Annotated in this window: 9 protein-coding genes and 3 rRNA genes; 11 read left to right on the top strand and 1 reads right to left on the bottom strand. The window is 44.0% G+C overall.

What is annotated here, in order from left to right; translation table 11 throughout:
• Positions 1–18: 18 nt before the first annotated feature.
• The 3 genes from rplJ (at position 19) to PLF31_02070 (ending at position 1,596) form a co-directional block, all read left to right on the top strand.
• Positions 19–510, top strand: a complete 492-nt coding sequence (gene rplJ, locus PLF31_02080; GenBank protein HRH26232.1) for a 50S ribosomal protein L10 — start codon at positions 19–21, stop codon at positions 508–510.
• A gap of 29 nt (positions 511–539) precedes the next feature.
• Positions 540–935, top strand: coding sequence for a 50S ribosomal protein L7/L12 (rplL, locus tag PLF31_02075; protein HRH26231.1), 396 nt, complete (start codon positions 540–542; stop codon positions 933–935).
• A 73-nt stretch (positions 936–1,008) separates the two neighbouring features.
• The gene (locus tag PLF31_02070) at positions 1,009–1,596 is read left to right on the top strand and encodes a hypothetical protein (protein ID HRH26230.1); all 588 of its coding nucleotides are present in this window, start codon (positions 1,009–1,011) and stop codon (positions 1,594–1,596) included.
• Between the two features lie 7 nt (positions 1,597–1,603).
• Here the strand turns inward: PLF31_02070 and PLF31_02065 are convergent, their stop codons facing one another.
• A complete protein-coding gene (locus PLF31_02065) occupies positions 1,604–2,929 on the bottom strand; it encodes a hypothetical protein (GenBank protein HRH26229.1) in 1,326 nt (441 codons plus the stop codon).
• A 294-nt stretch (positions 2,930–3,223) separates the two neighbouring features.
• Here PLF31_02065 and PLF31_02060 point away from each other — a divergent pair.
• The 8 genes from PLF31_02060 to PLF31_02025 all read left to right on the top strand — a co-directional run.
• Positions 3,224–7,216, top strand: a 23S ribosomal RNA gene (locus PLF31_02060).
• A gap of 108 nt (positions 7,217–7,324) precedes the next feature.
• Positions 7,325–7,433: ribosomal RNA gene (gene rrf, locus PLF31_02055) — 5S ribosomal RNA — on the top strand.
• Between the two features lie 77 nt (positions 7,434–7,510).
• Positions 7,511–8,881, top strand: coding sequence for a VWA domain-containing protein (locus tag PLF31_02050; GenBank protein ID HRH26228.1), 1,371 nt, complete (start codon positions 7,511–7,513; stop codon positions 8,879–8,881).
• Positions 8,881–10,032 carry a rod shape-determining protein RodA gene (rodA, locus tag PLF31_02045; GenBank protein HRH26227.1) on the top strand — a complete coding sequence of 384 codons (1,152 nt, stop codon included), beginning with the start codon at positions 8,881–8,883 and terminating at the stop codon, positions 10,030–10,032. Before PLF31_02050 ends, rodA begins: the two co-directional genes overlap by 1 nt.
• 36 nt (positions 10,033–10,068) lie before the next feature.
• Positions 10,069–11,391 (top strand): sugar transferase, encoded by a 1,323-nt coding sequence (locus PLF31_02040; protein HRH26226.1) that lies wholly within the window; start codon positions 10,069–10,071, stop codon positions 11,389–11,391.
• A 14-nt stretch (positions 11,392–11,405) separates the two neighbouring features.
• A complete protein-coding gene (secD, locus tag PLF31_02035) occupies positions 11,406–12,728 on the top strand; it encodes a protein translocase subunit SecD (GenBank protein HRH26225.1) in 1,323 nt (440 codons plus the stop codon).
• 6 nt (positions 12,729–12,734) lie between these two features.
• On the top strand, positions 12,735–13,652 hold the full coding sequence (gene secF / locus PLF31_02030) for a protein translocase subunit SecF (GenBank protein ID HRH26224.1): 918 nt from the start codon (positions 12,735–12,737) through the stop codon (positions 13,650–13,652).
• A gap of 357 nt (positions 13,653–14,009) precedes the next feature.
• Positions 14,010–14,772, top strand: a 16S ribosomal RNA gene (locus tag PLF31_02025); the annotation flags it as partial.

Genomic DNA, 14,772 nt, shown 5'->3' with positions numbered 1-14,772 from the left:
CTAACGCAGAATGTACACATGCCAGTTTCAAAGGAAAAGAAGCAGCAGATATGGCAAGACGTCAATTCAGCATTGGATTCTAAAGGATCAATAGTGTTTGCAAACTTCCACGGCTTGACTGTGGCTGACACTACGACACTTCGAAAACACATGCGACTTGAAGGTGTCTCATATCTCGTTGCAAAGAAAAGTATTGTTAAGAAAATCCTCAGAGAGCGAAACGTAAGTGGTGAACTTCCAGACCTAGTCGGGGAGCTCGCACTCGTTTCAGGAGACGATATTCTCGCTCCTGCTCGTGAGACGTATGATTTCCAAAGGAAATTCGACGGTCGCATCACACTCTTGGGAGGTATCGTTGATGGAACATATAAGAGCAAAGAAGAAGTTACGTCACTAGCGACAATTCCTCCAATGCCTGTCCTTCGTGGAATGTTCGTCAATGTCATCAACTCACCTATACAGCGCTTCGTTATAGCTTTGAGCGAAATTTCAAAGAAGAAGACTGCATAAGAAATCACTAATAGTAATTAAGTAATCATATGGAAGATACAACACAGAACATCGAGACTCCTTCCAAGTTCAAGTCAATCGTTGAATCAATCGAATCAATGTCAGTCATGGACTTAAATGAGCTCGTAAAGTTTTTTGAGACTAAGTTCGGAGTTTCAGCTTCAGCTGTCGCTGTAGCAGGACCTGCAGCAGCAGGCCCAGCTGCCGAGGAAAAGACTGCATTTGCAGTTCACCTCGCTGACTCAGGTGCTCAGAAAATTGCAGTCATCAAGGTAGTTAAGGAAGTTCTTGCCCTTGGTCTCAAGGAAGCAAAGGACCTCGTTGACGCCGCTCCATCACTCCTTAAGGATGCGATGAAGAAGGAAGACGCAGATGCCTTCAAGAAGAAGCTTGAAGAAGCAGGAGCAAAGGTGGAACTCAAATAAAGCCACACTTTTCTTAAACCACAAAGCCGCCACAGAGATAGCTCTTGGCGGCTTTGTGCGTTATGATGTGCCGATGGAAATTTTGTCTGAATTGTTCGGTGGTGCTGCTCGGGTGAAGCTCATGCGCCTTTTCCTCTTTCACCCACATATTGTCTTTGACGAAGAAGCTTTGGAGGCCCGATCAAAGGTTTCTCGCAAAGAACTCAAACGTCAATTACGAGAGTTACACGCTGCATCACTCGTCTCATCTAGAACTGTTCCAAAAGGAAAAAAGCGCAAAGTTCAAATGTGGTCTCTTAATGAGGAATTTACATATCTCCCTGAACTCAAGCAGCTACTCATCAATACTGCACTTGTTAGGCACGGTGATGTAGCAAAGCGTTTTCAAAAAGTTGGAAAAATAAAATTACTTGTTCTTACTGGTGTATTTATTCAGCAAGAAAATGACAGCAGAGTAGACCTACTAGTTGTAGGTGACGGGATCAGAAAGAACGCACTTGAAAACGCTATGAAGATTCTCGAGTCAGAAGTTGGAAAGGAAATATCATATGCAGCATTTGAAACTGCTGACTTTAAATATCGCCTCTCGATGTACGATAAGTTGATTAGGGATATTCTAGATTTTCCTCACGAAAAACTTATCAACAAGATTAATGTGTAAGTGGGTTTTACTTTCCGAAAATACCAAACGTCCACCGGTTAAGCAGGCTCCTTTTTTGAGGTTGTTGAGGAATTGGTTTTTGAAATTCTGGAGCTGATGGTGGGATTCCTTTCGGAGCAGTATTAATCGGATTCCTTGGCGTGCGAGCTTTTTCTACAAGTGGAGGGTTCATACTAAACACGTCTTGCTGAGGAATCTCTTCGGGGAGCTTGTAGCTAAAGGCATCAGGTCCTGCAATCTCTTTTAATTTTAAGGATGGACGTGGAGGGATAGTTAGTGTCTCAGGCGATGGTTGTGCGCTGGCAGACTCTTCAGTTTTTCGTGGATCAATTTCAGTCCAGTATATTCTGTCTGCCTCGTCATACAACCGTTTAGCTTCCTTGCGGAGATCTTGTTCTTGCAATAGTCGCAATGATTCTTCAGCTTTTTTTATATCCTTGCTGTTGAGTGCGTCTTCAAGAGATTTTTTAAGCCAGTCATATCGGTTGAAATATGTATTTGCAGCAGCATATCTTGCTGAACGTCGAGCAAGTGCTACTTTCTCTCGTATCTCAGTTTCTGATGGTGGTATATTCTTTTTCTTGTACTCCTCAAGTAGTTCTTCTTTGGTAACTTTAGAGACCGATTCCAATACCTCTTGAGTAGGTGTTGGCCGTAGAGAAGGAAGTTCCTTTTCAAGAGTTTTATTGCGTGCTGAAAGTCCTAACGCCTCGTTACTTGCAAGTTCTTCTGGCTTAGCCGCTTCAAGATCTGCCTTTAGGATCTCTTCATCGGGACCTGGAGTGTTTGTGATCTCTCGATCTATTTGTTTAAGTTCTTCTAGTCTTACAGCATCAGATTTTTTTTCTGGGAGTGGATAGTCCGGGATCGTGCTTGAGATAACCGGTTCCGCTGGGTGGTATTGTTTCTCGGTCATCACGAAACGTTCCTCTGATTCTGGCTGAGTGCTTTCAGCTAACTTTGGCTCAGGTGCTGAGTAGGGTGTAACAGATCCAGGTACTACATCTTTTGCTTTAATTATCACCCCTTCTTTTGCCTCAGGTTTAATTGGTGACTTTTCAATTACCTCACCCTCAAAAGTATCTTCATGGATGTGTACCAAATCAGGCATAATTTCTCCGTGAGAAATGGTGTCACCAATATTAGCATTAATAATTATTGGATCAGGTGTCCTTTCGCTACCAATCGGGTCAAAACTATTGAATACATCAGTGGTCGCTTTGAGGATTGCCCTTTTGCTATTAAATGGGCTTTTAGTACGTTTCTTTTTCTCAGGTAGGTGGGAGCCAGAATCACTATGTTCTGAGCCTGTTTTCTCGTGTTTATTCATCATATAAGTATAGCTTGACTTCTAAAAGAGTTTGTATATACTTATCCCTACCTGAAAATGCATACAAGAAACCACATCGCGAGGCGGACCTAATACTGAGCTTTGCTCGGTACGGGCCGCTTCGAAAGAAGCGGTTTTTTGTTGAGAAACTCGAAGACAGACTGATCGTTGACAATTGAATCTAGATCTTGAAATTTAACTAAAAGCTCTTGTTGCGCACAGGAAAAATCTCGAAAGAGAAATTGAACGCGCGTGACAGGATGCAGTATTTTTAACGTTTGTGGTTCTTAAATTTCCTAATAAGGAAATTAAGAGCATATGGTGGATGCCTTGGCTTCAGTTAGCGATGAAGGACGCAGCATGGCGGCGATACGCTACGGGGAGGTGCCTAGCAACCTTTGATCCGTAGATGTCCGAATGGGGAAACCCCTCTGTATATCAGAGACGTGCAGGTTTACTGTACGTGCGCACCCTGGGAAGTAAAACATTTCAGTACCAGGAGGAATAGAAAACAATAGTTATTTCCTTAGTAGCGGCGAGCGAAAAGGAATGAGCCCAAACTTGCTTTCACCTTCTCTTTTTGAGTAATCGAAACGAGGAGGTGCGGGCGAGGGTTATAAGGTAATGTAGGGACTAAGTCCATTAAAGTTACAAATCATATTGGTAGAAGAACGAGCTGGAAAGCTCGGCCAAAGAGGGTAATAGCCCCGTATTCGAAACTGATATGACTTTAATCATTATCCTTGAGTACCTCGAGACACGTGTGGCTTGGGGGAATTTGCCGGAACTAACCGGTAAGGCTAAATATAACTGAAGACCGATAGTGAACTAGTACCGTGAGGGAAAGGCGAAAGTAGTCCGGTTAGGACAGTGAAATAGTACTGAAACCATATGTTTACAAGGAGTCGAAGAGGAATGCCCTTAAAAGCATATCCTCGACGGCGTGCCTATTGAAGAATGAGCCAACGAGTTGATGCGTGGTGCCTGGCTAAGACCGAGAGGTTGGAGCCCCAGGGAAACCGAGTATGAATAGTGCGCATGTACTACGCATCAGACCCGAAACCAGACGAGCTTGCCATGGGCAGGGTGAACATCGCAGAAATGCGATGGGAGGCCCGAACCCGTTTGTCGTTCAACGCATTGGGATGACCCGTGGTAAGGAGTGAAAAGCTAACCGAGTCTGGTAATAGCTGGTTCTTTCCGAAATAGCTTTTGGGCTAGCGTCAAGTTGACCCTCAGGGGGTAGAGCACTGGAAGGTCTCGACAGGGAGAAATCTCGCGAGACCTATCAAACTCCGAATACCTGAGACTCATTACTTGGCAGTTAGACCGTGGGGGCTAAGCTCCACCGGTCAAAAGGGAAACAGCCCGGATCGCAATTTAAGGTCCCTAAATTTATGCTAAGTGCACTTAAGGAGGTGTCGTTTCATAGACACTGAGGATGTTGGCTTAGAAGCAGCCATCATTTAAAGAAAGCGTAACAGCTCACTCAGTAAGAGACGATGCACCGAAGATACACGGGGCTAAGCATAGTACCGAAACTGCGGGCTTATTATGTCTTCGGACATAGATAAGCGGTAGGAAAGTATTCGTATCAGCGATGAAGGTAAAGGGGTGACCCATACTGGAGCGTTACGAAGTAAGAATGTTGGCACAAGTAACCACAATATCGGTGAGAACCCGATACGCCGAAAGAACAAGGTTTCCTTCGCAATGACAATCAGCGAAGGGTCAGTCGGTCCTAAGGAGATGGCGAAAGCCGAATCCGATGGGCACACGGTTAATATTCCGTGACTGTTACATGGTGCGATGGGAGGACGGATTGTAGTATATATGACGCACGATTGGATGTGACGCTCGTATGGTTAGGATCATACCCAGGTAAATCCGGGTATGCCCTTCGGGGAAATCCAAGCCAGTCGAAAATTTCCATGTTCGCATGGAGAAATCATATAAAGCACGATCCCAAGAAAAATCTCTAAGCATAACCATGTCGCATCCGTACCGCAATCCGACACAGGTGTTCAGGTCGAGTAGACCAAGGCGAACGAGTGAGAGGTCTTCAAGGAACTCGGCAAAAAAGCAGCCGTAACTTCGGAATAAGGCTTGCCCCTGCATCGCAAGATGCTGGGGGCCGCAGCTAAAGTTTCTCTGGCAACTGTTTACCAAAAACACAGCTCCCTGCGAACTCGTAAGAGGAAGTATAGGGGGTGACACTTGACCAATGCCAGAAGGTCAAATATCGGCGGTGAAACGGTCGTAAGATCGAATTGCTGACTGATATAAGCCCTGGTGAATGTCGGTCGTAACTATAACGATCCTAAGGTTCTGGGTTTATGAGAAATCATGAATCCAGAAGGATTAGGATTGTTATAGTGAAAGTAAACAGATGAGAAATAATTAAAAGAAGTTTAAATAGTTTTGTGTGCATACCGCTTTTTTATAGAGTGAATATGTACCGTGGGTGACAGTCCCATTAACGCTGCCCGTTTGTAGTAATACAAATGTCCGTAACTGACTATATGCTGGGAAGTTCGAAAGAACGATCAGCAGGAAAGACTCAGCGCAAGTTGAGAATCCCCAGAAACCAAACGTCAGGTTTTGCATGTACGCAAAATAAGATAGAGTTCGGGTTTAAGGAATACCCTAGCGAAATTCCTTGTCAGGTAAGTTCTGACGCGCACGAATAGTGTAATGACTGGAGAACTGTCTCGAAGACTTGCTCGGTGAAAATACAATACCGGTGAAGATGCCGGTTACCCGCAGTTAGACGAAAAGACCCTAGAAGCTTTACTGCAATTTAATATTGAGGATACGTGAATGCTGCGTAGCATAGTGAGGAGAGGTTGAGATTTCGGTTTCGGCTGAAGTGGACTCGTCAGTGAAATACTCATCTGCATTTATGTATCTTCTAACCTCGACGGAAAAAACGACGAGAGACAGTATTTGATGGGCAGTTTTAGTGGGGCGCTATCCTTGGGTGTATCAACAATATGGTGTTGGTACATCCAAACTATGGCGCCTCATGGAGATTAATCACTCCGCAAAAAACAAATAAGGGGGCATTCCTCGAAAGAGAGAATGGGAAATTAGCTATATGCTGGAATATCTGTGAATCCAACAGTACTTGAAAGAGTAAAAATCTGTTTGGTGCAGACAATCAGCAGGAAACTTAATTACCGAAAGGTGAGTAAGGATCCTCAGAGACTAAATGCTAATCTCTGTCGTAAGACAGATGAAAATATAGTCCGAACTTTATGGCGACATAAAGCACATGTAAATCACTTTACATGGACTCAACGTAAAACATTGAGGAACAGAATGCCTAAAAGGTAACGGAGGAGTTTATTAAGGTTGGCTAGGTGCGGATGGAAACCGTACCGATAGCGCAATGGTATAAGCCAGCTTAACTGTAAGACGGGCATGTCGAACAGATGCGAAAGCAGAACATAGTGAACCGACCATTCGCATTAGATGCGGTGGGAGATTATCGGACAAAAGCTACTCTAGGGATAACAGGCTAGTTCTGCCTAAGAGTCCATATCGACGGCAGAGTTCGGCACCTCGATGTCGGCTCATCTTATCCTGGGGGCGGAGAAGCTCCCAAGGGTTTGGCTGTTCGCCAATTAAAAAGATACGCGAGCTGGGTTCAGACCGTACAGTTTTTGAGTTACATAGCAATATGTAGTTTCGAAACATGTGCCGTCTGAACCCCGAGGACGTGGTACCTCACCACACTGTAACAAAAAATATCCAATCACATCACGGCGGTCGCATGAAGTAATTCATGATGACACAGCTGACTTATTTCGGTGGACTCCTCGTGCATTCTTTGCACGGATCGGATGATACCGAGGGAACCCTTTGCAATCTGACGCAAGTCAGAATATATTGGGACCCGTAGAGACTGCTACGTTAGCCATCCAGTACGTTCCCCGCAAAAGGGAAATACCGGATGAAGATACAGTCCAATGCATTTAGTAATAAGTGGTAACATGCGTGAGACAGGTTGGTCTCCTATCTACTGTGGGCGTTGATTCTTGAGGAGATTTGACTCTAGTACGAGAGGACCGAGTTGAACTGACCTCTGGTCTACCTGCTGTCCTGCCAAGGGCACCGCAGGGTAGCTATGTCGGGCATGGATAACCTCTGAAAGCATCTAAGAGGGAAGCCAGCTCCAAGATTAGGAATCGTTTGAGACCCCTGAGAGATTATCAGGTTGATAGGCACCAAGTGTACGTACCGTAAGGTATTGAGCTGAGGTGTACTAATAGGTCGACCCTTATTAGGAAATTTGGGAATCAAGAAAACGTGGTAAATACATGCATCCTGTCACGCGCGCTCAAGAGCGCTGCGTAGGTTGTTTTAAGATCTAGAAAAAATATTCGAGCCTTATGTTCTGGTGGTTTGTCGCAGGGGCAACACCTGATCTCATCCCGAACTCAGAAGTTAAGACCTGTTGAGGCGATGATACCCTTATGGAGGGGAAAGTAGCTAGCCGCCGGTACAAAGGGCTTGAATGAAAAAACAGCAACACACCGTTGCTGTTTTTTGTTGCCAGAAGTTTGATAGAATTGCCTCTACATGGCAACTTGGGCAGAGCGTAGAAAGATTACGTACCTTACAGTTTTTATCGTTCTCTTTGCATTCGTTTCAACATATATATATATTCGATATTTTAAAACTCCCCCAACGTGTTTTGATGGATGGGCAAATGGTGATGAACTTGGAGTAGATTGCGGCGGATCATGTCAGCTCCTTTGTCCCGCAGACAATATTCCGCCGATTGTAGAATGGTCACGATCATTTGAACTTGCGCCAGGTAGATATAGTCTTTTTGCGCTTGTTGAGAATCCTAATATTAATGCAATCGCACGTGCAGCAACGTACACATTTTCTGTATTTGATGCAGAAAATAATATAATTGCACAGAAACAAGGAACAACCGTTATTCCTGCAGGAGTTAAATTTGGAATATTAGAGCCGGGAATTGAAATTGAAGGAATCCCCGCCCGAGTACAGTTTGCATTTAATTCAATTTCGTTTGAAAAAAATACAGACACCAGACAATCACAACTTCGGGTCTCAGGTATCCGAATGGCTGAAGAAACACCGAGCGCAAAAGTTGAGGGGTTCGTTGAAAATGTTTCAGTAAACGACATTCGAAACGTAGAGGTGGCAGCGATTGTATATGGTGAAGATGGAAATGCAGTCGGTGTATCGAAAACACTTGTTGATCTTATACCTGCTGGAGGCTCAAAACGGGTAGTGTTTACATGGAACAGCAGCTTTGAGTCAATTGCCCGTGCCTGTGAAATTCCAACCGACACCATGCTTCTCATTGATCGTTCTGGAAGTATGGATGATGAAAAAATTAATCCACCTGAACCTATTTCAACTGTACTCGATGCTGCTAGACAATATGTGCAGAAAATTGGTGAACAGGGAAAAATTGGAATTGCATCCTTTGCTGGAACCGCGACAATTGACCAGCCAATTACCTCAATTCGAAGTGAAGCACTACAGGCACTAGATATGGTTCGAATTGGTACAGATGGTATTCAGCACACAAACATAGCAAGTGCGCTCGATGCTGCACGTGCTGAATTTTCATCTCAAAATATCCTTGGAAATGATTCTGATAAAATCGCTATTTTACTCACTGATGGCGTAACAACTCGGCCACTTAATCCAAAGAATGCTACAGACATGGCATATGCAAAACAAGCAGCTGAAATTGCTGCTGCCGAACTAAAGGTAACTGGTGCACATGTATTCTCGATTGGCTTGGGAAGAGAGGTGGATATTTCGTTACTTAAAATCATTGCATCAGACGAAGCTTCGTATTATGCAGCACCAACTGCTCAATCAGTTGCTGGAATTTATGACAGGATTGCTTCTCGAATTTGCGTCCAGTCCCCAGTCATTCAACTTATTCCTAGGATACTTCCGTAATGAATACTTTACGCTCTCTTGCTGCGACTATTATCAGTCGTGTAGATTGGTGGCTAATCTTATCTGCAGTTACTATTGCACTCCTGGGACTGGTTACCATGTACTCTTTTAATGAAGGAGAAAATTACTTCTATAAGCAGCTTCTGTCACTTGGTATTTCAGTGGCAGTATTTTTTGTACTTGCGCTAGGGGATTTTAGATTTTTAAAGCATACCCGAGTTGTGATGATTGTATACATTGGAATCATCGCGCTTTTGGCGGGGTTATTTCTTTTCGGTACGATCGCTAAAGGATCACAGAGTTGGTTTAGAATTGGAGGTTTCTCGCTCCAGCCAGCTGACTTTGCAAAGATTGCCCTTGTAGTATTACTCGCAAAGTATTTCAGTCGACGACATATTGAAATCAAACGTATAAGACATATTCTGGTGTCCGGTTTTTATGCATTCTCGCTCTTTTTTATGATTGCGCTTCAGCCTGATTTCGGTTCAGCAATGATTATCTTTTTCATTTGGTTGGGTATGGTACTTGTCTCGGGCATCTCGTATAAACACTTACTCTCTATCGTCTTAATTGGAACGGTAACGTTTGCGGGTTTATGGCTCTTCGCATTTAAGGACTATCAAAAAAGTCGTATTGCAACCTTTATTAATCCACTCGCTGATATTCGTGGAGCGGGGTATAACGCATATCAATCAATGATTGCGGTGGGTTCCGGGCAGGTGGTTGGGAAGGGTGTGGGGTATGGAACACAGTCTCGACTCCAATATTTACCGGAGCACCAAACAGACTTTATTTTTGCCTCGTTTGCAGAGGAGTGGGGACTACTCGGTACTCTGATGCTGTACATCTTATTCGGTATTGTCTTTTGGCGACTGATGCTTGCAGCGTATAGGGGAGCAAGTAACTTCGAGACCTTGTTTGCGTTGGGAACACTTATTTTCTTCAGTGTGCATATGGGAATTAATGTCGGCATGAACATGGGAATGCTCCCAGTAACGGGAGTACCGCTACCGTTTATGAGTTATGGTGGAAGTCACTTGCTCGCAGAATTTATTATGATTGGCCTTGTGTCGAGTATGCGTGCCTACGAACGACCGGTTAGACAAGATATGTTACGAGACCAGCCAGAGTTGTTAATTAGTATTAGGTAATTTTGAGTAACCGTTTGAGGTGCTAGACTAATCGCCATGACACAGATACGGACGTACGCAAGACCAATCCTCATTATCGGGGATATATTCCTTTGGTACACCTCACTGTATGCTTCCTTGGCGATCCGATCCCAGGAGTTTCCAGGAAAGGAGGTTTTGCTTCCGCACCTTGCAGTATTTACCCCTATTCTCTTTATTTGGATGGTAGTGTTTTTGGCAATTGGGTTATATGAAAAGCACAGTGCGGTACTTAAAAACCGCTTGCCTTCAACAATATTTCAAGCGCAGATTATCAATATTGCAATTGCAGCGATGCTTTTGTATAGCTTCCCAACACTTGAGATTGCACCAAAAACCGTCCTCTTTATTTATCTTCTTGTCTCCTCGGTCTTGATCATTGCATGGCGAATTTATGCACCCCGCTTGTTTATTGGCTCAACAGAGCCAGCGGTCATTATTGGATCTGGGTCAGAAATTGAAGAGGTGTGTCGTGAACTCAAGAAAGAGCAAGGATACCCAATGTATATTGTTCGAAGGATCGATACTGAAGCCAACCTTGAGATGGTACTTAAAGAGACTGGGGCGCGTATTGTGATTGCAAACCTAGACTCAGCCGCGCCACTTTCAATGAGTCGTACGATTTATCGCTCGGTAACTTCAGAGCAGGCGGTATTCATTGAATTTACCACGGTCTATGAAGAGATCTTTAAGCGTCTCCCCGTCACCACCTTCGATGAGCGTTGGTTTGTACAGCATATTGCGTTAAGCAGCATGCCCACATTTGATTTCGTGAAGCGTGTCATTGATCTCGTAACCGCTGTACCGATATTTTTAATCTCCTTGCTCATCTACCCATTTGTTATCGCTGCGATCAAGTTTGAAAGTGCGGGGAGTGCGTTTTTTAAACACACTCGAGTTGGAAAAAATGGCAAACTCATTACAATCATTAAGTTTCGATCGATGACAGAACACGCAAGTGCTGATGGGTTGCATAAAAATCCTCAAATGACCAAGGTTGGAGCGTTCATCCGAAAGACTCGTATCGATGAGTTGCCACAGTTATTGACTGTTATTGCTGGCGATGTCTCGTTAATTGGCCCACGACCTGAATTGCCAAAACTAGTTTCTATCTATGAACAAGAAATTCCATACTATTCAAGTAGACATTCGGTAAAACCAGGGCTTTCAGGGTGGGCACAGATCAATCAAAAAGATCCACCAAAGCTTGCAGCTCAAGTTGAATCGACCGCAATTAAGCTCTCGTACGACTTGTATTACATTAAAAACCGCTCTCTATGGCTCGATATATTGATTGCACTTCGTACAATAAAGGAGCTAGCGCTACGACGGGGTATTTGATAGTGTGAGTGGATATGAAATTTAGGATATTATCGATTGTAATACTGCTTTTGGGCGCTGGATTAGGTTATTTTGTACACAGTAATTGGTACCCATTTTCACTCGGTCTTGACCTTGCTGGAGGTACCGAACTTATCTATACCGCAGACGTTTCTCAAGTTAAGGAAGGGGAAGCTGACGAGGCAATGGAGACACTTCGTGATGTTATCGAGCGTCGCGTAAACCTATTTGGTGTTTCAGAACCCGTTGTGCAGGTTGAACGTGGTGGAGCGTTTGGTGGTGGATCTTTTAGACTCCGCGTTGAACTTCCAGGTATTACTGATGTTGAAGAAGCAGTTAAAAGAATTGGAGAGACTCCATCTCTTGAATTTAAAACAGTTCGCCTAGACCTTGCAGCGTCTTCAACTGCGTCAACTACTCCTGAAGAAATACTGGCCTCAACTGGTCTTACTGGCAGATATCTAGAACGAGCTGAACTCATATTTGACCAGACACTTGGTGCTCCGCAAATCAGCATTCAATTCAATAGCGAAGGAGCAGAACTTTTTGAAAAAATTACAACTGAGCATGTCGGTGAACCGGTCGCGATTCTTCTTGATGGAGAGGTGATCTCGTCCCCTGTAGTGAACGAACCAATTAGTGGTGGAAAAGCAGTGATTAGTGGACAGTTTGCGATTGAAGAGGCACGAACACTTGTTCGTAATCTAAATTACGGAGCACTCCCACTACCAATTGCACTTGCTGGAACACAGTCCATTGGAGCGTCTTTGGGAAGTGATGCTGTTAATGCTGGTATGATTGCTGGACTCTTTGGGTTTGCCGCACTTTCTCTCTTTATTATTCTTTGGTACAGGTTACCTGGAATAATTGCTGTACTTGCATTGGTCCTATATGTTTTGATTAGCCTTGCTGCGTTTAAGTTTATTCCTGTCACGCTTACAGCTGCAGGTATTGCTGGATTTATTCTTTCAATTGGAATGGCAGTGGATGCCAACGTGCTTATTTTCGAAAGAACAAAAGAAGAACTTCGAAAAGGAAAACCACTCCACGATGCTATTACCGAAGGATTTCATCGCGCGTGGCTTTCAATTAGAGACTCAAACATTTCAAGTTTGATCACTGCTCTCGTACTCTTCTGGCTCGGAACATCAGCAGTAAAGGGATTTGCCCTTACACTCGGACTTGGAGTGTTGGTAAGTATGTTTACAGCAATTACTGTATCTCGAACATTCTTGCTCGCTGTTGCACCAAGCTCACTTGGAAACGCCACACGGTTCTTATTTGGAAGTGGAGCAACTAATTCAGGCCCTCAAAGCAATAACAATAATTCTAAATAGACATATATGTGGATCATCAAGCACAGAAGCATCTTTTACATCCTCTCGGTAATTCTGATTGTCGGTTCTATCGTTACATTCTTTGTTCCAGGTATCCGAGCCGGTATCGACTTTACCGGTGGAAGTCTCGCAGTATTTCATTTTGACACTCGTCCGGAGCTAGAGGTATTTACTGAGGGGTTTAGTGCTATCGCAGAAGAAAAAGGGGTAGCAGATTATACAATCCAACCAACTGGTGAGGAAGCATATACAGTACGAACAGAGCCAATCACTGAAGCCCAGAAAGACGGACTTGCTGATGGTGTTGCAGAAGTTTTTTCTGAGAACAATGCGTCACTTGAACAATTTACAAACATTGGCCCGACTGTTGGAAGTGAACTTAAAAGCAAGGCGTATCTTGCTATTGGAATTGTGCTTATGGCCATTGTTCTCTTTATTACCTTCGCATTTCGTGAAGTGTCAAAACCAATTGTTTCGTGGAAGTATGGATTGGCAACGATCGTAGCGCTTGCGCACGATATTATTATTCCAACAGGTGCATATATTCTCTATTCAAAATTCTTTGGTGGAGAACTAGACATGTTGTTCATTTCAGCACTCCTTGCCATCTTAGGTTTCTCAGTCCACGACACAATTGTAGTGTTTGACCGTATCCGTGAGAACCTCCGAATCAATGCAACGGGAAGTAAGAAAGAAGACTTTGAACTTACTGTTGGAAGAAGCGTAGAACAGACATTTACGCGTTCAATTAATACCTCTGTAACTGTGTTTATTGTGCTTCTTGCCCTTATGGTATTTGGTAGTGATGTGATTAAGCCATTCGCCTTTACACTCCTCGCAGGTATCGTTATTGGAACATACTCATCTATCTTTATTGCGTCACCATTAATGGTGACTTTGTACAAACAACAGAGCAAGAAATAGCCCTAAGAAAATAGGGTATTGTGATGTTTGACAAGGGTTTTTGAAGGTGTATAATACCCCTTACCGCTTTGGAACAAGGCCGTTTCTTCAAAAAAGAGACAGCTGTCCGACTAAAGCGGAGTTTCTTTGAAAATTTCATATGAATTAACTAGAAGTGCTAGTTAATGTTTATTTCTTTAAAATAATTTCAGTAGCGAAGATCAGCAATTAAATTTGCAAAAACTCGAGAGAAACAAAAACAAAAAAGTTCGTGATGTCGAAAGATACTGTGTTCTATTTTGTTCCGTTCGGTGTTGTATACCTTCTGATATTGCAAGCTACGCAAGTAGTTCGTGGTATCAAAGACATATGGCATTTTATAGTTAGAGTTTGATCCTAGCTCAGGATGAACGCTGGCGGCGTGGATAAGGCATGCAAGTCAAGGGGGCCGCAAGGCAACCGGCAGACGAGGTAGTAATACATAGGTACATACCCTGAAGTTGGGCATAGCTCGTCGAAAGACGGGGTAATTCCCAATATTCTCTATGGAGCAAAGTCGTAAGACGCTTTGGGAGTGGCCTGTGCGATATCAGCTAGTTGGTAGGGTAATGGCCTACCAAGGCTAAGACGTCTAGGGGACCTGAGAGGGTGACCCCCACCGATGGGACTGAGACACGGCCCATACACCTACGGGTGGCTGCAGTCGAGAATCTTCCACAATGGACGAAAGTCTGATGGAGCGACGCCGCGTGATCGATGAAGTGCTTCGGTATGTAAAGATCTTTTATGAGGGAAGAAGTTTATTGACGGTACCTCATGAATAAGGGGCTCCTAATCTCGTGCCAGCAGGAGCGGTAATACGAGAGCCCCGAGCGTTATCCGGAATTATTGGGCGTAAAGGGTGTGTAGGTGGCGTTATTAGTCTTTTGTGAAAGACCCAAGCCTAACTTGGGGAACGCATTGGAAACGGTAATGCTTTGAGAGTGTGAGAGGTGCACGGAACTTATGGTGTAGGGGTGAAATCCGTTGATATCATAGGGAACACCAAATGCGAAGGCAGTGCACTGGCACATATCTGACACTGAGACACGAAAGCGTGGGTAGCGAATGGGATTAGATACCCCAGTAGTCCACGCCCTAA

It is taken from the genome of Candidatus Paceibacterota bacterium, assembly GCA_035438625.1.
Lineage (GTDB): Bacteria > Patescibacteriota > Minisyncoccia > Phycocordibacterales > DAORIS01 > DAORIS01.
Note: the sequence above shows the minus strand (reverse complement) of the source record. Positions and strands in the feature narration are given on the sequence as shown.